General features: G+C 64.0%; 11 protein-coding genes, 1 tRNA gene and 1 pseudogene. 7 read left to right on the forward strand and 6 right to left on the reverse strand.

The window, feature by feature from the left end; all coding sequences use genetic code 11:
* Positions 1-96: 96 nt before the first annotated feature.
* Positions 97-897, reverse strand: coding sequence for a DeoR/GlpR family DNA-binding transcription regulator (locus tag ACLJO0_RS27440; protein WP_410581407.1), 801 nt, complete (start codon positions 895-897; stop codon positions 97-99).
* 92 nt (positions 898-989) lie between these two features.
* Here ACLJO0_RS27440 and ACLJO0_RS27445 point away from each other — a divergent pair, with 92 nt between their 5' ends.
* Positions 990-1,373 (forward strand): VOC family protein, encoded by a 384-nt coding sequence (locus ACLJO0_RS27445; RefSeq protein ID WP_410581409.1) that lies wholly within the window; start codon positions 990-992, stop codon positions 1,371-1,373.
* On the opposite strand, the gene lspA is transcribed toward ACLJO0_RS27445, so the two are convergent.
* The 5 genes from lspA to ACLJO0_RS27470 form a co-directional block, all read right to left on the reverse strand.
* Positions 1,351-1,869, reverse strand: a complete 519-nt coding sequence (gene lspA, locus ACLJO0_RS27450; protein ID WP_125791698.1) for a signal peptidase II — start codon at positions 1,867-1,869, stop codon at positions 1,351-1,353. The two genes, ACLJO0_RS27445 and lspA, sit on opposite strands and share 23 nt — an antisense overlap.
* A gap of 22 nt (positions 1,870-1,891) precedes the next feature.
* Entirely contained in the window at positions 1,892-3,316 is a 1,425-nt protein-coding gene (locus ACLJO0_RS27455; RefSeq protein WP_410581411.1) for an ATP-binding protein, read from the reverse strand.
* Positions 3,313-4,005 (reverse strand): response regulator transcription factor, encoded by a 693-nt coding sequence (locus tag ACLJO0_RS27460; RefSeq protein ID WP_037340466.1) that lies wholly within the window; start codon positions 4,003-4,005, stop codon positions 3,313-3,315. The genes ACLJO0_RS27455 and ACLJO0_RS27460 overlap by 4 nt, the downstream gene beginning before the upstream one ends.
* A gap of 85 nt (positions 4,006-4,090) precedes the next feature.
* Complete coding sequence (locus tag ACLJO0_RS27465; RefSeq protein WP_410581414.1) at positions 4,091-4,705, reverse strand: trimeric intracellular cation channel family protein; 615 nt, start codon at positions 4,703-4,705, stop codon at positions 4,091-4,093.
* Positions 4,705-5,358, reverse strand: a complete 654-nt coding sequence (locus ACLJO0_RS27470; protein ID WP_034305786.1) for a response regulator — start codon at positions 5,356-5,358, stop codon at positions 4,705-4,707. The genes ACLJO0_RS27465 and ACLJO0_RS27470 overlap by 1 nt, the downstream gene beginning before the upstream one ends.
* A gap of 371 nt (positions 5,359-5,729) precedes the next feature.
* Between ACLJO0_RS27470 and ACLJO0_RS27475 the strand changes: the two genes are divergently transcribed.
* The 6 genes and pseudogenes from ACLJO0_RS27475 to pglX all read left to right on the forward strand — a co-directional run bounded on the left by ACLJO0_RS27475 (position 5,730) and on the right by pglX (position 18,397).
* Positions 5,730-5,802: transfer RNA gene (locus ACLJO0_RS27475), tRNA-Arg, on the forward strand.
* A 325-nt stretch (positions 5,803-6,127) separates the two neighbouring features.
* Entirely contained in the window at positions 6,128-10,486 is a 4,359-nt protein-coding gene (pglW, locus tag ACLJO0_RS27480; protein WP_410581416.1) for a BREX system serine/threonine kinase PglW, read from the forward strand.
* A gap of 114 nt (positions 10,487-10,600) precedes the next feature.
* Entirely contained in the window at positions 10,601-11,605 is a 1,005-nt protein-coding gene (locus ACLJO0_RS27485; protein WP_410581418.1) for an AAA family ATPase, read from the forward strand.
* A 65-nt stretch (positions 11,606-11,670) separates the two neighbouring features.
* Positions 11,671-12,456, forward strand: coding sequence for a hypothetical protein (locus ACLJO0_RS27490; protein WP_410581420.1), 786 nt, complete (start codon positions 11,671-11,673; stop codon positions 12,454-12,456).
* Between the two features lie 44 nt (positions 12,457-12,500).
* Positions 12,501-14,057, forward strand: a pseudogene (locus ACLJO0_RS27495) (S8 family peptidase).
* A 689-nt stretch (positions 14,058-14,746) separates the two neighbouring features.
* Positions 14,747-18,397 carry a BREX-2 system adenine-specific DNA-methyltransferase PglX gene (gene pglX, locus ACLJO0_RS27500; protein WP_410581422.1) on the forward strand — a complete coding sequence of 1,217 codons (3,651 nt, stop codon included), beginning with the start codon at positions 14,747-14,749 and terminating at the stop codon, positions 18,395-18,397.
* Positions 18,398-18,408: the final 11 nt, after the last annotated feature.

Here is an 18,408-nt window from a genome sequence, read left to right on the forward strand (position 1 = left end):
GCGGGATGGTCCTGAGAAGTTCCTGAGCCAAAGCTGTGCATCGCACATGAGTATGGCCCTGTCAGCGGGTGGCGCGCAGCCTGCCGGCCGCCGGCCTCACGCTTCTTCGGCCTCGGCCGTCTCCGACGTTTCGGCGATCATCAGCTCACCCGCCTGCTCGGTGAGCGTTTCCCTTGCGCTGTCGGACAAACCGTCGTCCGAGACGACGACGTCGGCCTCTTCGAGCCCGGCGATGGTGGAGATGCCGACGATGCCCCACTTGGTGTGGTCGGCGAGCACGACCAGTTTGCGGCCCGCTTCGACGAGCGCGCGGTCTGTCTCGGATTCGGTGAGGTTCGGCGTGGTGAAACCGGGGCCGTCGGCCATCCCGTGCACGCCGAGGAAGACGACGTCCAGATGCAGCGATCGCAAGCTCTGCACGGCGACCGGCCCGACCAGCGCGTCCGACGGGGTGCGGACGCCGCCGGTGAGGACCACCGTGCGATCGGGCTGGTTCGCGCCGCGCAGCACGTCGGCGACCTGGATGGAGTTCGTGACGATCGTCAGGCCGGGGACCTCGTCGAGTGCCCTGGCCAGCGTCCACGTGGTGGTGCCCGCGGAGATGCCGATCGCGGTGCCCGGCCGGACCAGCCCGGCGGCGAGGGCGGCGATGGCCTCCTTCTGCGCGCGCTGGCGCACGGATTTGGCTTCGAAACCCGGTTCGTCGGTGCTCTTGCCCACGACGGAAGTGGCGCCGCCGTAGACCTTCTCGACCAGCCCTCGGCCCGCGAGCACGTCGAGGTCGCGGCGCACCGTCATATCCGAAACGCCGAGCCTCGCGACGAGATCGCTGACCCGGACCGCCCCAGTCCGGCGCGCCTCTTCGAGGATCACCGCCTGTCGCTGCCGCGCGAGCACGAAGCCTCCGATAACCACACTGGATCAACTACACAAAATCCTACACGATCAAACATGCCGCGACGAGCGGATCAGCCTGCCACCATGAGGCCATGGCCAGGCTTCGCGACGTCGTCTTCGACTGCCATCACCCGGCTTCGCTGGCGCGATTCTGGGCGTCCGTGCTCGACGGCTACGAAGTCGCACCCTATGACGAAGAAGAGCTTGAGCGCCTTCGTTTACTCGGGTTCTCCGGCCCCGAAGAAGACCCTTCGGTGTTGGTCGAAGCAGCGTCGGGTCCGCGGCTCTTCTTCAACCGGGTTCCGGAATCGAAGGTCGTCAAGAACCGCGTGCACCTGGACTTGACCGGAGACAACGTCGAACGGCTCGTTTCCTTGGGCGCGCGCGTACTCGCGCGCCCCGAAGACGGGCTCGTCGTGCTCGCGGATCCGGAAGGGAACGAGTTCTGCCTCGTTACTCCGCCGCCGTCTCCTTGACGCCGTCGATCGGGACGTTGCGGAAACTCAACACGAAAAGCGAGACGGCGCCGAAGAACAACGCGATGTCGGCGACGTTCCCGACGAACCAGCCGTTGTAGTCGATGAAGTCCACGACGTGCCCGCGCGCGAAACCGGGCTCGCGGAACAGGCGATCTCCCAGATGCGTCGTCGCGCCGCCGAGCAGCAGCCCGAGCGAGATCGCCCAGCCCGCCGAACGGACCTTGCGCGAGATCCACAGCAGCGCGACCACCGCGGCCGCGGCCAGGATCGCGAAGATCCAGGTGGAGCCAGCGCCCAGCGAGAACGCCGCGCCCGGGTTGTAGAGCAGCCGGAACCGGATGAAGTCGCCGATCACCGGGATCGGCGCGCGGTCGGTGAGGGCGTCGACCGCCCACCATTTGGTCAGCTGGTCGGCCACCAGCAGCACCGCGGCCACCAGCAGTGTCCACAGCAGACGACGGGGCGGCAGCTCAGGCTCGTTCTCGGTGCTCATCACCCGTCAGAGTAATCACCTGTCAGGCAGTGGCGCCCGGGAGCCGCAGGGTCATCAGCGCGCCGCCCGCGGGAGCTCGTCCCGCGTAGACGTCGCCGCCGTGCCGCTGCGCCGCGTGCTGGACGATCGCCAGGCCGAGCCCCGAACCGGGCAGCGTCCGCGCCTCCGACGAACGGTAGAAGCGGTCGAACACCTTCGGCAGGTCCTCGTCGGCGATCCCCGGCCCCGCGTCCTCGACCTCGAGCACCGCGGTGCCGTCGCCGACCGGGTACAGCCGGACCCCGACCGTCGACCCCTCCGGCGAGAACTTCACCGCGTTGTCCAGCAGGTTCAGCACCGCGCGTTCCAGCGCGCTGGTATCGCCGGTCAGCACCCACGGCTGGAGCGAGACGTCGAACTCGATCTCGCCCGCACGGCGGCGCGCCCTGTCCAGCGCGCGCTCGACGACGTCGACCATCTCGACCCGTTCGTGCTCGATCCGCGGCTCGTCCTGGCGCGCGAGTTCGACGAGGTCGCCGATCAGCTGGGTCAGCTCGTCGAGCTGGCCGCGGATGTCGGCCTCGATGTCACTGCGGTCCTCGTCGGACAGCGTCCGCGCCCCCGGCCTGCTCGCCGAAAGCAGAAGCTCCAGGTTCGTGCGGAGCGACGTCAGCGGGGTCCGGAGTTCGTGCCCGGCGTCCGCGACGAGCTGCCGCTGCCGTTCCTGCGATTCGGCGACCGTGCCCAGCATCGTGTTGAAACTCTGGGTGAGGCGGGCGAGTTCGTCGTCGCCGCTGACCGGGATCGGCCGCAGGTCACCGGTGGTGGCGACGCGTTCCGCCGCCGACGTCAGCCGGTCGACCGGCCTCAAGCCGGCTCTCGCGACGGCCGTCCCCGCGGCCGCGGCGACCAGGATCCCGGCGCCACCGATCAGGAACAGGACCACCGAAAGCTCGTTCAGGGTGCGCTTGGTCGGGCCGAGCGACTGGGCGAGCACCATCGCCTGCCCCGCTCCCTGCGGGAGGGCGACGACGCGGCTGTCGGTCTTCGGGTCGGTGCGCAGGGAGAACGGCGACTCCCCGGTGGCGACCGCGATCTCGTCATGGCCGTAGGGCGGGCGGCTGCCGGACTGCGGGAAGGTCAGCCGGATCTTCTCCCCGACCGTCAGCTGGCCGATCTGCAGGTCCGCGCTGGCCAGGAAGGCTCCGGGCACCTGCTGCAGCTCGGTCTGCACCTGCGGCGAGTCGACCGCGGCCTGGGCGCGGGCGAGCAGATTGTCGTCCACCTGTTGATAGAGGTTGTCCTTCACGACGAGATACGCGCCGAGGGACACCAGTGCCACCGCGCCCGCCACCGAAGCGGCCGCGAGCAGCGTCACCCGGCCGCGGAGCGAGAAGCGCCGCGTGCTCCAGCGGTCGCCGCGCGGATCCTTTTCGGACACGTCGACGACCGGGACCGCGTCCGTCACGGCGGGGTTTCCCTCAGCACGTAGCCCACTCCCCGGACCGTGTGGATCAGCCTCGGTTCGTTCCCAGCCTCGGTCTTTCGGCGCAAATAGCCGACGTAGACCTCCAGCGCGTTGCCCGACGTCGGGAAGTCGTATCCCCACACTTCCTCCAGGATCCGGCTGCGGGTCAGAACGTGCTTCGGGTACGAGAGGAACAGCTCCAGCAGCGCGAATTCGGTCCTGGTGAGACTGATCTCCCGGCCCGCCCGGCGCACCTCGCGCGTCCCCGGGTCCAAGGTGAGGTCCGCGAACGAGAGGACCTCGGCGTTCTGGCCGGCCTGCGGATCCGGGATGGCCCGGCGCAGAAGCGCGCGAAGGCGAGCGAGAAGCTCTTCGAGCGCGAAGGGCTTCGGCAGGTAATCGTCGGCGCCGGCGTCGAGACCGGACACCCGGTCGGAAACGGTGTCCCGTGCCGTCAGCACGAGAATGGGCAGGTCGTCACCGGTGCTTCGCAGGCGTCGGGCGACCTCCAGGCCGTCGAGCCGCGGCATCATCACGTCGAGGACCATCGCGTCGGGTCTGTTGGCGATGATCGCTTCCAGGGCCTGCGCGCCGTCCCCGGCCAGTTCCACCTGGTAGCCGTTGAACTCAAGGGATCGCCTGAGTGATTCACGGACGGCCCTGTCGTCGTCCACTACGAGGATGCGCATGGCGACAGTCTTACGCAGAGTGCTGAGACTCGCCTAAGAACACACACAGAACCAACAAAGGAAATCCGGCAGTCCAGAAGACGTTTCAGCCGGTCTCGGGCCCTTTCGCAACGGGTGCGTTCCATCTGCGCCACAAAGCGAGCATCCGGACCCCTACCACCGCCGCGGCTGCTACGGCGGTCACCGGCCCCGGCGGCAGTCGCAGAGCGTGACCGAGCACGACGAGCACGGCCCCCGCGAGCGCGGCGACCGCGTAGATCTCCTTCCGCAGCACGAGCGGGATTTCCCGGAGGAGGAGGTCACGCACCGCGCCGCCACCGATACCCGTCGTCATCCCGATCAGGCACGCCGCGTAGGGAGTCGCCCCCGCGTTCAACGCGATAGTGGTCCCCGCCGTCGCGAACACCCCGAGCCCGAGCGCGTCGGCCAGCAGCACCGCGCGCCGCAACTTCGCGATCTGCGGATGGAAGACGAACACGGCCAGCGCCGTCCCGCCGCAGACCGCGAGATACGGCCACGTCCGCAGGCTCGTGGGCGGCGTGATCCCGAGCAGGACGTCACGGATGATCCCGCCGCCGAGCGCGGTCGTGAGCCCGACGACGACCACCCCGAACACGTCCAACCTGGACCGAACCGCCGCGAGGGCCCCCGAAGCCGCGAACGCGATCAAGCCGAGGAACTCGAGCGCGGTGAGGATCATTACTGGTCGAGCAGACCACCGCGGTAGGCCAGCAGCGCGGCCTGCACCCGGTTCGCCGCGCCGATCTTGGACAGGACGGCCGAGACGTAACCCTTGACCGTGGCCTCGGACAGGTGAAGGCGTCCGCCGATCTCCGCGTTGGACAGCCCCTGCCCGATCAGCCCGACGACCTCACGCTCCCGGTCGGACAACGACGCGAGCAGCTTGCGCGCCGGCTGCGCGGCCCGCTGCTCGTCCCGATGCGACTGGACCATGCGCGCCGCGACCCCAGGGTCGAGCACCGCGCCACCGCGCGCGAGGTCTCTCACCGCCCTGAGGAGCGCAGCCGGGTCGATGTCCTTGAGGAGGAAGCCGTTGGCCCCGAGCCTGAGCGCGAGACTGACGTAGTCGTCGATGTCGAACGTGGTCAACATGGCCACGGTCGGCGGATCCGGCAGGGCGAGAATGGCCCTCAGCGCGCGAATGCCGTCGTCAGGCGCCCGCATCTTGATGTCGAGCAACGCGACGTCAGGGTGGTACCGCCGGGCGACCTCGACCGCTGATCTCCCGTCGCTCGCCTCGCCCACGATCTCGATGTCGGCAGCGCCCGACATCATGGCACGCAGGCCCGAACGGACCAGTTCCTCGTCGTCGGCGAACATGAGCTTGATCAACGAAGCCCTCCGGCAGCCGGGGGAGCGGCGTCTCGCGTCCCGTTAACGAAGATTACCTACTGTTGTTCAGGGTTTCGAAACCAGACACGTACGAGTGACCCCCGCGGGTCATCTGTGTCGATCTAGGCGTCGATTCAGACCCTGGCTTGCTGGTGCAGAGTGTGGCTGCTCCTGGGCGGATCCGCAGGTCGAGTGTCACTAGGCGGCCAGTGGCGCTGTCCGGCCACATGCTCCCTCTCGCGCCTGCACACAACCGCCGTTCGGGGGTTTCGCAGTGTTCACCTCGCTGGCCGCTCGGCGCCCTCCGATGTGACGACGCCCTCCCGTGCTCGTTCGCGTGGCTGCACGGTAGGCTGCGCGTGGCAGTACATGCCCTCGTAGCTCAGGGGATAGAGCACCGCTCTCCTAAAGCGGGTGTCGCAGGTTCGAATCCTGCCGGGGGCACACTAAGAATAGGTATGGGAGAGATGCCGGAATGGCATTCTCCTTGTTCTGGCGTATTGCGTTTGCGCGGTTCAAGTCGTTGTCACGATCAAGCGGCAACGGTCGTCATGACAGGTTCAAGGAGCGAAGCATGGCGTTACGTCAGCGCATGCTCGCAACCCGAGCCTCATCGAAACAACTCGACCAGGCAGGCCTCTGAACCGCCGAGAAAATGTGGCCGTGCAGACTACGGTTCGGCGAGCATCCTGACGGCACCGCTATCTGTCGGTGGCTCCGACTACACTCCGTTCGACCAGCGGGTACGGCAGGGATCGAGGGAGGCAGTGTGACACCGGGCGCCAATTCAGGCTCCTCGTCAGTACGTTGGTATCAGCGCAAGCAGTCGGACTATGCCTGGGAACAGGAGGGCCTCGACTTCATCAAGCGCCAGATGCCGGACGCCGAGCCTTACCGTGCCTGGGCGACGTTCTCGTTCACCGCGGCCTCCAGCCGCAGCAACGAGTGTGACCTGCTGATTGCAGTCCCCTCAGGCCTCTATCTACTCGAGCTCAAGGCGCATCCCGGCAGGGTGGTCAACCACGGCTCGACCTGGCGGTTCACCGACCGGCACAGCGGCCGAGTCCGTACTCTGCCGAATCCGCTCGAGATGACCAACCTCAAAGCAAAGGAGCTGCGAGGACAGCTGACCCGCGCGGCACAGAAGGTTGGCTACACCGGCCGGGTTCCGTGGATCGAACCGATCGTGTTCCTGACCGATGCCGGGCTTCGCAGCGAACTGGACGAGTTCCAAACGCCGAACGTCTACGCACGCCACGCGAACAGCGGTCTCCCCGCTGTCTGGGACGACCTCCTCGCACGTCCTCCGCACCGCGAGGCGGACAGGATCCGTCCGGAGTTCGCGTCACGCGTCTTGCCGCAGCTGATGACGGCCATCGGCATCCTTCCCGCCACCGCGCATCTGCGCTACGGCGACTTCTGGAAGCTCGACCCGAAAGCACTCGACGCCGGGCCATTCTGGGAAGACAGGCTGGTCAGGCGCGACGACGGCCAACTCGACGAGCAGGGCCGCCTCAGGATCTATCTGATCAGCTCGGGCACTAGCAAGGCCGATGCCGAAAAGGCCCACCGGGCCGCCAAACGCGAGTACCAGGTACTGCAGGGCATCGACCACCGAGGCATCGCCCAAGCGCGTCAGTTCGGGGAGCACCAGGGCCGGCCTGCGATTTTGTTCCGACACCACGAGTCGGACCTCAGGCTTGACGCATACCTGGCAACGTTCAGCGACTCCTTGACCTCGGAAACACGCCTTGGTTTGGTCCGCCAGCTTGCTGAAGCCCTCAAATACGCCCATGACCGGATGCTGTATCACCGCGCTTTATCACCCCGGTCGATCTACGTTTCCTGCCGGCCAGACGGCTCCAATCCTGTACTCCGGCTGATCGACTGGCAAACAGCAGCAAGGGATTTCGAGACCACATCGCTGAGGTCCATCGGAGATTCATCGCTGGACGGTGCGTTCATCGAGGACACCGCCCTTCGGTATTTGGCCCCGGAGGCCGAACATCAGTACCCGGATCCAGTGGATATGGACATCTTCAGCCTCGGCTCGGTGTCATACCTGATACTGACCAGTCGACCGCCCGCCTCGAGTCGTTCCGAGCTCGTCGAGCGGGTGGGCACCGACGGAGGCCTTCAGGTCTCTGCCGTGGACGACACCTTGCCTTCAGAGCTCGGCGACCTGATCTACGACGCCAGCCGCTCGGACGTCGTCCTCCGTCTCGACTCGGCAGCGGCTTTCCTTGACCGGCTCGACGACGCAGAGGAAGACGCCACGCCGACACCTGCCGGAAGGTCCTTTGTGGACCCGCTTGAGGCGATCGCAGGTCAGGAGGTGGACGAAGAATGGTTCGTACGCCGCGTTCTCGGCACCGGGGCTACCGCTCGCGCTCTGCAGGTCGAGCGACTCAGGGAAACCGACGACGGCGCCGTCGTCGATGAGCGAGTCTTCAAGGTCGCATTGGATGAAGATAGTAGAGCCGCAAGACTGCATGACGAGGCGGAGGCCCTCCGCAAGGTCACGGGTGGCACGATTGTTCAGCTGCTCGACGGACCCCGCCTCATCGGTGGTCATACCGCGCTGGAGCTGGAACTCGCCGGTGAGGTTTCGCTGGCGAAGCACCTGCGCGAGGAGGGCAGGCTCAGCTACCACGACCTGGACAATTTCGGCCGAGAGCTAATCCTGGCGATGTACCAGCTCGAAGCCGCCGAGATCCACCATCGCGACATCAAGCCGGACAACCTCGGCATCCACCATCGGGCGAACAGGTCGCGACAGCTGAAGCTGTTCGACTTTTCTCTGGCCAAAGCATCTCCGACGGATACCGTGGGTACCCGCGGCTATATCGACCCGTTCGTACACACCACGCGGCGACAGTTCTACGACGACCACGCCGAGCGGTACGCGGCCGCCGTCACGCTGTACGAGATGGCCACTGGTGAGCGTCCACAGTGGGGTGAAGGCGTTAATGCGCCAACTGTGACCCAGGACGAGACGCCCCAAATCGAAGGGCATTTGTTCGACGACCGACTGCGGGATGGTCTTACTGCCTTCTTCAAGCGGGCACTGCATCGAGACATTGCACACCGCTTCACGTCGTTGCGTGAAATGGACGACCTCTGGCGCTCGGTCTTCACCGAAGCCGACAAAGCACGTCCTGCGACCACACAGGAAACGGTACGGAACACCGCAGCCGACCGGTCTGACATCGAAGTGCTCGACCGCGCGGCAGAAGCTGCCAAGCTGACAACACCGCTTAGCGCTGCTGGCCTCAGCTCTCGGGCTGCTTCGGTGGCCGACGGTCTCGGCGCGACGACAGTCGGCGAGCTGCTGGACATCCCTGCCTCGACGATCACCCGTGCCCGAGGGGCTGGTGCGCTCACACGTCGCGAATTGACCAGGAGACACCGCCAGTGGAGCGCGAAGCTTCGCACAGACACCGGTGCCACGGACGGGCCGGCTTCGGAGAAACTGGCTGTCCCGGTTGATGTCGAGCGCCAGTCTGTCGAACTGCTGCTGGAACGACTGCTTACCAAGCCCAAGCCCAACAGTAAAGACAAAGGCCCCAACGTAGAGCGTCTGACACTAGGGCTGCCGAGAGTCGACGGCTCGGTCGCCGACATCAGTGCTTGGCCTGTGCAACGCCTTGTCGCCGACGCAGTGGGACTCACACAACCCTCGGTGTCGACGAAGTACATCAGTTCCCTCAGGAAGTGGCAGACTTTCGACTGGATGGACACGATCCGCCGCGAGGTCGTGGAGATCCTCGGCGACCTCGGTCGGATCGCCACCGCACCCGAGGTGGCCGCCGAGTTCCTTGCGAGGCATGGGTCGACCGAGAACGATCCGGTGATCGCGCTGCGCAATGCTTCGGCAATCATCCGGGCAGCGGTGGACACCGAGCTGTTGCTACCGGGCAAGGACGAGCCCGAGAGGTCTGAGCCGGCACTGGCGGTTCTCCGGCGCAACGAGCGTGTACTCCTGGCTGCCGAGTCCCTCGATGGCTCCGACGACCCAAGCCCCAACGAGCTGGGCGACTACGCGATCGCACTGGGGCAGGCGGCCGACGGGATCTCGAAACGCGATCCGCTGCCTAGTTCGGCAACAGCCCTGCGCGAACTTCATGCAGTCGAACGACCAGAGGGGATGTCACCGCTGGCCGACACTCGCCTTCTTTCCCTGGCCGCTTCGATGTCCGCGCATTCAGCCGCGTCGCGCCGCCTGGAGCTCTATCCGCTCGACCTCGGTCTCGTTCGCGGTTTGCGCATCTCGCAAGCCGCAGCTGGGGTAAGCGACGACGGAATCACCCTGGACGCGCTTCTCGCGAAGGTCAGGGTCCGCTTCCCGGAGATCTCACTGGGAACCCCCTCACCTATCGACGTTGGCGAGGCCTTGCGTGACGCCGGCAGCAGCCTGACCTTCGATCCAGTCAAGAATCGCTTCTGCCCACCGAGGCCTGCGGAAAGTCTGCGACCGGCTCGATCGTCTTCACGCACGTTGACGTCGATCGACCATGCCGCGCTCAACACTGGACGCAGCTCCTCGGAGCTAATCACAGCCAGGCTTGTCGACGGACGCAGACTGGGTGGATTCCTGGCTCTCAAGGTCAAGGCGAAGAACCTGCCGGGGGCAGCAACACTCGTCGCGTCTGAACATGATGTGGAGGCCGTCGACCTTGGCCGGTTATTCCTCACCGAGCTCCGGGCACTGGTGAAGGAGCGGAACCAGGGGTGGGACCGAGTTCTGGTCGCCGACACCCGCGTCGGTCGCGACGGCACAGTGCCGCCAGGACTCGCGTCTTACGTGTCGGTGAGCTGGCAACGCGTTCAGAACCGGCTCATGGCCACCATGGCTGAAGCTGGACCTCGAAGTGTGCTGTTCCTGCATGATGCCGGACTGATCGGCCGATATTTCGACGCCGGCGGCCACAAAATCCTCACCGAGCTGCAGCGTGCAGCTCGTGACCCACAAGCAACGCCACATGGCCTATGGCTGCTGTGCCCCATGGAGACCGCCGGCGAGGCACCCAGTCTGGCGGGCCAGATTGTCGGTACCGAAGGTGACCACGAGGTCCTGCTCCTGCGCAGCAAGTACCTCAACGAGCTCCACAAGGGCGAGGTCGCCTGAGCTGCACATCCTCAACAACGTCCGTCCCGCCTAGAGCAGGAAGGGACCTGAGAACGTAAGGTTGGGACTTCCGAAGTTCGGTAGTCCCGGGATCCGGATCTAGGAGGAACGGTCATGGCGCACAGCGACCTCATCCGTCGCCTGTTCGCTAGCCATATCCAGTCGGACGATGCGGGCTTCCGCCATGCCGCGAGTGAGCTGATCGCCGAGGAGCGACGTAAGAACCATAGACTCCTCGCTGATGAGCTCGAACGTGAACTGAACTCAGAGCAGCGACCTGGCGCCGGGCTGGCTTTGACCTTGAAGGCGATACCGAAGAGCCGCGACGAACGTCCACTGCTCCGCCTCACGAAGCCTCGGCACGAGCTGGACGACTTGGTTCTGGCCTCGAACGTGCGAACACTGGTGGACGAAATCGTCAGCGAGTTCCGGTCTCGCTCTATCCTGACCAGTCACGGCCTGCGGCCTCGCTCTCGCCTGATCTTGCTCGGCGCGCCGGGAACTGGGAAGAGCGCCACTGCGCACGCCATCGCCGCCGAACTGAGCCTGCCAGTTGCCACGGCGTCGCTGGCCGCCCTAACCTCGTCATTCCTCGGTGACACCGCCCGAAACATCGAATCGGTAGTCCACTTCGCCGAGCAGACGCCCTGTGTCCTGCTTCTGGACGAGTTCGACGTGCTAGGCCAGGAGCGCAGCCAGGCCGGTGACCATGGCGAGATGCGTCGGGTGGCCGCGACAGTCCTGCAACTCCTCGAAGACATGCAGGGTGAATCGGTGGTTGTCGCGACGTCCAATCACCCACAGCTGGTCGACACCGCAGTATGGCGTCGCTTCGACGAGGTGATCGGATTCGGCAAGCTAGGCCAGAAGCAGTCCAGCGACCTGATCAAGCTGAGGTTGCGTGCCCATCGGTCGGAAATCACACCGCTGACCTGGGCAAAGAAGCTGGCCGACTGCACTCCCGCGGAAATCGAACTGGTGTGCTTCGACGCGCTGAGGCGGACTGTCCTCGCGGACAAGCCTGCGGTGGACAACGAAGCCATGACCTCTGCGTGGCAACGTCTACGCGAGCGCTTGGACACGCTCGCCGGAGTCGTCACGAACGTGGGGTCAGACTAGGCAATCCGGCTGATCTTCGATACCGAGCGTAGCCACGGGGTCTCTGAACAGGTATGCCGGAAGGTATGTCTCTGACGCCGCAGCTTGCGTTGGGCATTGAGCGCCAGCACGCCCACTTGAAGATCGCGCGCGCTTTGGACCCGCTTCCACGCAGAAAGGGTACCGGCGGCGGAGGACGCGGCTCCCGTTATGCGGACCACAAACGTCACGCGCGTGACCTTGCCAACCAGCTTGGTTCGCTTCGTGACCTGCACGCGCGACGAGAACCCATCCTGGGTATCGATCCGAATCTGATCATGGTCATCGAATGCAACGACGCGGTCGTCAACGTGGCCGATGCCATCGAGGGCGCGGGCCTGCGTGTCCTCGAGGCCCGCGGGGATCAAGCCCTGGCCGCCTTCTCGTCTGACCCGGAAATGACCACGTTTCTCGAACTGCGTACTCGTTATGAGACAGAGTCCACCCCAGGGGGAAAACCCAGGTATCAAGGCCTTTTCGATGCCATCGACCGAATCCGCCAGTTGGAGCCGTCCGATGTTATCGATGAGGACCTCGCGGAGCGGCTAGCATCCGCCAGTCCGGACGAAGTCCTGAGGATCGATCTCGCCTGCTGGTGCAGCGAGGACAGGGAAGACACGATCAAGCGCTACGAGGAGACGCGATTCGCGCTCACGAATGCGGGAGCGGATGTCCTCGATCGCACATGTCGCCACGAGGTCGGCCTGTCACTTATCAGAGCGGAGATCCCGGCAGGAGTCGTGCTGGATGTTGTCCGGACGGACCGAATCAGCCGAGCTTCTCTACTCCCCCGCCGATCTTCAACCAGAGCGAGATCGATACCTGGCTCGTAGACAAGCTGCCTCGTATCCGACCTCCTGCGCCGAACGCGCCCCTCGTGGCGATCATCGACTCGGGCATTCAAGCAGGAAATCCACTGTTGGCTCCTGCCGTCTATGAAACTCTCAGCGGCACGGACGGGCTGCCGGACGGCGCAGACGAATCAGGACACGGAAGTTTTGTCGCCAGTCTCGCCATCTATGGCTCCCTTGAACAGAAACTCTCGTACCGCACTGAACTTCGTGCAGCCGGACGAATTCTGAGCGTCAGAGTGCTCGATGGCGAGAACCTCTTCCCTACCGCCGAACTCTGGCCCTCGGTGCTTGAACACGTGATCGTCCTGGCCGCCGACCGCGGAGCCCGCGTCATCAACCTATCCATCGGTGACCCCACGCATCCCTACCATCCGCCGGCGCCGTCCGGCATTGCCGCGGTTCTGGACAAGCTCGCACGAGAACGAAACCTGGTGATCGTTTGCAGCTCAGGCAACGTCTCGCCATTCGAATACTCCGGTCCTACTTACGCGAAAGGGTTGCTCGAGTCTGATCAGACTGGGCTGGCTCCTCCTGCCATGTCCGCACTGGCCTTGACAGTCGGCGCGTTGGTGCCGTACAGCCATCAAGGTGTTCGAGCAGCACAGGAGTCAGTCGCGCTTCAGCAGATGGGAAAGCCCGGCGAACCGAGTCCGGCGAGCAGGACAGGCCCCGGCATCGAGAACGCCGTGAAGCCCTAGTTGTCCGCACCCGGGGGAACGTTCACGTACGACAGCGACAGAAAGCGTGTGGTCGCGGACACCAGGCTCGGAGGGGTCGTAGGTGCCGCAGGCGGGCGACCGGACGCTCTTCTGGCGCGAAGCATCGGTACCAGTTTCGCCGCCCCGCTCGTCACCCACGCCGCTCTTCGCGTGCTCGGACGCTACCCACAGCTCCAGGCGACCGGCGTCCGCGCGCTGCTACTGGCGTCTGCTCAGCAGGTAGCTAAGGTCATCGAAGGCGAGTCAGGAAAAGAAACAGAACATCATAGCCGACGTTTGTCCGGTTTCGGCAGCGTCGACGTCGAAAGGGCCGAGGTTTCCAGCGACCATCGTGCAGTCCTGTTGAGTGAGGAAGCGTTGGCCGCCGACCAAGTTCATTTCTATACCATCCCAGTTCCGAAAGCCTTCTTCAGCCGAGGCGACAAGAGAATGGCCATCGGATTGGCCTTCGACCCGCCAACCCGAGCGACACGGCTCAGCTATTTGTCCAGCCGGATGTCCGTCTATGCCTATCGCGGGGTCGATGTCGATCAAGTACGCGCGAAGTTCGCAGCTTCCTTGGAAGAGGCCCCCAAAGATCTGAACAACGTCGATCTGGCTCCAGCAAACGGATCCCGCCTGCTCGGCGCCAATCAAGCGGCGCGGAAGGCCTGGGTCGGCCCCTGGGACAGGGATGAGCCCCCTGAACTGGTCGTTGTGGTGCGAAATACGCAGCGACGGCCATATCCAACCGACGAGCCGGTTCGCTATGCCTTGGCAGTGGCGCTCGAGGTCTCGGAAGCCCTTCCAGAACTGTATTCGGAGCTCAGCGCCCAACTCGATGTTCTCGCCGAGATCGAGCCCGAGATCGAACTTGGCTAGATCCGCGACTCAGAAGGTTCCCGACAGCCTCAGCCGACCAAGTGGGCGCACCCGACATGCCACGTTGCGGTCAAGCAAAGATGACATACACGACATCGGCAACGGAGCCGCTAGTCAACCACAATACGGCGGCCGGCCGGGAACGTCGAGGTAAGCCATACGATAGCGGCCTGCGAGGCAGCGGAGATGTCCCGGATCAGGACGATGTCAAGTGCCTCGACGCGAACGTGGATCCGTGTAGCCTGTCAGGGATCTCACGGAACCGGAAACCCTGCTCGATCGCACGGACGAGCACGTCGAGATGCGGGACGAAGTCCTTCACGGAGCTCGTCCAGGCCCAGCCGGTCGGCGCTGAGGATCGCTTTGTCGCGCAGCGCTGCACGACCCTGCCGACGTAAAGCCTCGAAACTCGACCCACGAGCCGTCGTCGACCAGCAGGCAAACCCGTCCGCGATGAGCACACCCGCAGCGCTCACCGCCGCCTCGTCGCAGTTTGATGTCTGCTTCGCCCGCGCATCGGAACCTTGCCAGCTAGAATGACCAGCTTCCGTAGTTATCCGCCTCCGCGCGCTACGTACGTTAGGCGTGCTACCCGTCCATGCTCACGTAACGGATTGGTACGTTGAGTAGCGCTCCGTGGCTCCAGCGATCACGCCACGGTTAGCACGAGGGACAGGGAGTACACGCGCATGGCGACCGGGATCGATCAGAAGGCTCTGCTGGAGGACCTGCGGAAGCAGCTCAAGACTCTGGAAGACGACCTGCGCGAGCGCAGCGCCGAGCTGGAGTTCGACGGCCCGCTGCGTGATGAGTATCAGAAGGCCGTCGACGCGGACCGCACCGCCGCGATCTACGAAACCTGGCGTGACGATCGAGTCACGCAGGCCGCGGTGGCCTGGCTGCTCGGCTGTGTCTACGTGCGGTTCTGTGAGGACAACCGCCTGATCCCGGAGCCGTTTCTGTCCGGCCCAGGTGATGCGCTCGCCACAGCCCACGAGCGGCAAGAGGCGTTCTTCCGCGCCAACCCGCACCTCAACGATCGCGACTGGCTCGAGGCCGCATTCACTCACCTGGCGGAAGCTCACCCAACCGCCGCCGGCCTGTTCGATCGCCGGTACAACCCGCTGTGGGAGCTGACGCCCTCGTTCGAGGCTGCCACCGCCCTCCTGGCCTTCTGGCGCCGCCGCGGCCCAGACGGCGAGGTCGTCCACACGTTCACCGACGAATCCTGGAACACTCGCTTCCTCGGTGACATCTACCAGGACCTGTCAGACCACGCGAAAAAGACCTACGCCCTGCTGCAGACCCCTGAGTTCGTCGAGGAGTTCATCCTCGACCTGACTCTGACGCCCGCTCTTGAAACCTTCGGCCTCGACCCGGTCGTGGAGATCCACCGCCACGGCGGCGGTGTCGAGCGAACCCGCGAAGGCCTGCGCACGATCGACCCGGCCTGCGGCTCGGGCCACTTCCTGCTGGGCATCTTCCACCGCCTCCTCGACGAATGGCGCCGCACATCTCCCGGTGTCGACGACTGGATCCTGATCCGGCGCTCGCTTGAGTCGGTCCACGGCTGCGACAAGAACCCCTTTGCAGCCTCGATCGCCCGCTTCCGCCTCTTGGTCGCCGCCCTCAAAGCCTCCGGAACCCAAACTCTCGCCTCCGCCGGCGAATTCCCTATCAACGTCGCCGTCGGCGACTCGCTCATTCATGGCGTCAATGTCAAAGGCGAGCAGTTGGACACGCGTTCCATCGGCAAGCTGAAATTTTTCTATAGCACTGAAGACGTAAACGACTACGTCGATTCCTGCGACCTGCTCACCCAAGCGTCTTACCATGTCGTGGTCGGCAATCCGCCGTACATCACAGTGAAAGACAAGGGCGAGAACGCTAGCTATCGTGAACGCTGGAACGACGTATGCTCTGGCAAATACGCACTATCGGTGCCTTTTGCTGCACGTATGTTCCACCTTGCAAGCCCAGACCGAGCAGGAGGCTACGTCGGCCAGATCACCGCGAATTCTTTCATGAAGCGCGAATTTGGCAAGAAGCTGATCGAAGAGCACCTGTCACGAATCGACCTGACACACATAATTGACACCTCTGGAGCATACATCCCAGGGCATGGGACACCCACGGTTATCATCGTCGGCCGAAAGCAAAGCTCGAGTCAGAGTAAGCCGATTCGTGCAGTCCTCGGCATTCGCGGCGAGCCTAGCATTCCATCCGACGCATCACGAGGCTTCGTATGGCAAGCGATCCGAGCGCAGGTCACCAACCCAGGCAGTCAGTCAGAGTGGGTGTCCGCAGTGGACCTAGACAGGGTGGTCACATTCAAGTTTCCATGGAGCCTGTCTGGGGGCGGAGCGTCGGAACTCTTCGCAACGATTGACAAATTTCCAACTAAACTCAAAAGCAAGCTAAGCAGACCCATTGGGTTTGCCAGCTTCCCCGGACAAGACGAGGCATTCTTTTTTTCCGGCCACCGATCTCCTCACTTGCCAATTCCCGCCCAGATATACAAGCCACTCATAACGGGCGAAATTGTCCGAGACTGGCTAGCTCACCCGCAGCAGAATATATTAGTTCCCTACGACGCAAATCACGAGGCTTATCCACTCAATTTCGCCGAGCCGTGGTCGCGCCATCTTTGGTCAATGCGACGCATACTAGAGTCCAACATCAGCGGTTTCAATAAGGGGGAACGCGAAAAGGATGAGACACCTTGGTGGACTTGGTATCGATGGATTCCAGAGAGGTATCAAACCCCGCTATCGATTGCGTACGCAGAGGTGGCAACACATAATCACTTTACCCTGGATAGAGGGGGTAACGTTTTCAAGCAGACGGCGCCGGTAATCAAGCTTAAGGCCACATCAGAAGACGATCACGTAGAGTTGCTCGGAATACTAAACTCTTCGACTGCCTGCTTCTGGCTAAAGCAGCGTTGCTTCCCCAAAGGAGGCAGCGGCATTGGGCGAGGAATCCAACCCGAAGATTGGATGGAGCGATATGCGTTTAATGCAGCCAATATCGAAGAAGTGCCCCTCGCGGTCGATCTACCACTGAATTCTGGACGCATACTGGACTCACTAGCGCAACAATTACGGCAGCACGAGCCATCTGCAATTGTCGAACAGGTCGTTCCCAGTCGCGAACGACTCGACAAGGCGCGTGCCGCGTACGACAGCCTGCGAGGCCAGGTGATCGCCCACCAAGAGGAACTGGACTGGGAGGTCTACCAGCTGTACGGGCTACTCACAGAGACCGAGGCGCAAGAACTACGAGCAAACGACCAAAACATACCGAAACTCAAACCCGGTGAACGAGCCTTTGAGATCGTCATGGCCCGCAGGTCGGAGGTCGGAGAACTCAAGACAGCTTGGTTCGAGCGACATGGATCGGAGTCAACGACTGAACTTCCTCAGCATTGGGACGATGGCTACAAGCGGGTCATCGAGAAGCGGATCAAGGCGATCGCCAATCGTCGAGACATCGCGCTCATCGAGCGCCCAGAGTGTAAACGCCGTTGGGCTACCGAGCCGTGGGAAAAGAAGGAACGCAACGCCCTCGAAACCTGGCTACTCGACAGGTGCGAGAGCAAGGACCTCTGGTTCGCCCTCCGCGACGGCCTGACCGGCCCGCGCACACTCACCGTCAGCCAACTTGCTGATCACCTACGCGCTAACGAAGACGTCAACTCTGTCGCAGCCCTGTACGCAGCCGACCACCTTGGCAAGCGGGACCTGCCACTGTCCGAGGTTCTGGAACACGTAATTGCCACCAGGCACGTCCCTTACGTCGCCGCGATGCGCTATAAGGAAAGCGGCCTCCGCAAGCGGGCGCTGTGGGAATCAGTCTGGAAACAGCAGCGCAAGGAGGACAGCACTGGCGAACGACTCGATATCAAGGTCCCACCCAACTACACTTCTGCAGACTTCCAAATTGCCTCCTACTGGTCACACCGAGGCAAGCTCGACGTACCGAAGGAACGGTTCATCTCCTACCCCGGAGCTGGCCCAGAAGCTGACCCGACCTTGCTGCTCGGCTGGGCAGGTTGGGATCATAAGGACCAGGCGCTCGCGCTGGTCAATGTGATCAACGACCGACTCGAGCAGGAAGGATGGGCGGCCGACAAGATCGTGCCGCTGCTCGCAGGGCTGGCCGAGCTCATGCCCTGGGTCAAGCAGTGGCACGCTGGCTACGACGCAGAGTGGGGTGGGAACCCCGCGGAGGAGTTCCAGACCGTGCTCGAGCAGCAGCAGACCAAGCATGGGCTGACCGACGAGGCGTTGAGCAAGTGGCGGCCGGAGCAGACGCGGCGCGGCCGCAGGAAGAGCTAGAGGGAGGGGAC

The sequence above is a fragment of the Amycolatopsis sp. lyj-108 genome (genome assembly GCF_046549005.1).
GTDB lineage: Bacteria > Actinomycetota > Actinomycetes > Mycobacteriales > Pseudonocardiaceae > Amycolatopsis.

Excerpts from the sequence above, each read along its gene's own strand:
- ACLJO0_RS27445 (WP_410581409.1), top strand. The coding sequence starts at position 990 with ATGGCCAGGCTTCGCGACGTCGTCTTCGACTGCCATCACCCGGCTTCG.
- lspA (WP_125791698.1), bottom strand. The coding sequence starts at position 1,869 with ATGAGCACCGAGAACGAGCCTGAGCTGCCGCCCCGTCGTCTGCTGTGG.
- ACLJO0_RS27460 (WP_037340466.1), bottom strand. The coding sequence starts at position 4,005 with ATGCGCATCCTCGTAGTGGACGACGACAGGGCCGTCCGTGAATCACTC.
- ACLJO0_RS27465 (WP_410581414.1), bottom strand. The coding sequence starts at position 4,705 with ATGATCCTCACCGCGCTCGAGTTCCTCGGCTTGATCGCGTTCGCGGCT.
- ACLJO0_RS27485 (WP_410581418.1), top strand. The coding sequence starts at position 10,601 with ATGGCGCACAGCGACCTCATCCGTCGCCTGTTCGCTAGCCATATCCAG.
- ACLJO0_RS27490 (WP_410581420.1), top strand. The coding sequence starts at position 11,671 with ATGTCTCTGACGCCGCAGCTTGCGTTGGGCATTGAGCGCCAGCACGCC.
- pglX (WP_410581422.1), top strand. The coding sequence starts at position 14,747 with ATGGCGACCGGGATCGATCAGAAGGCTCTGCTGGAGGACCTGCGGAAG.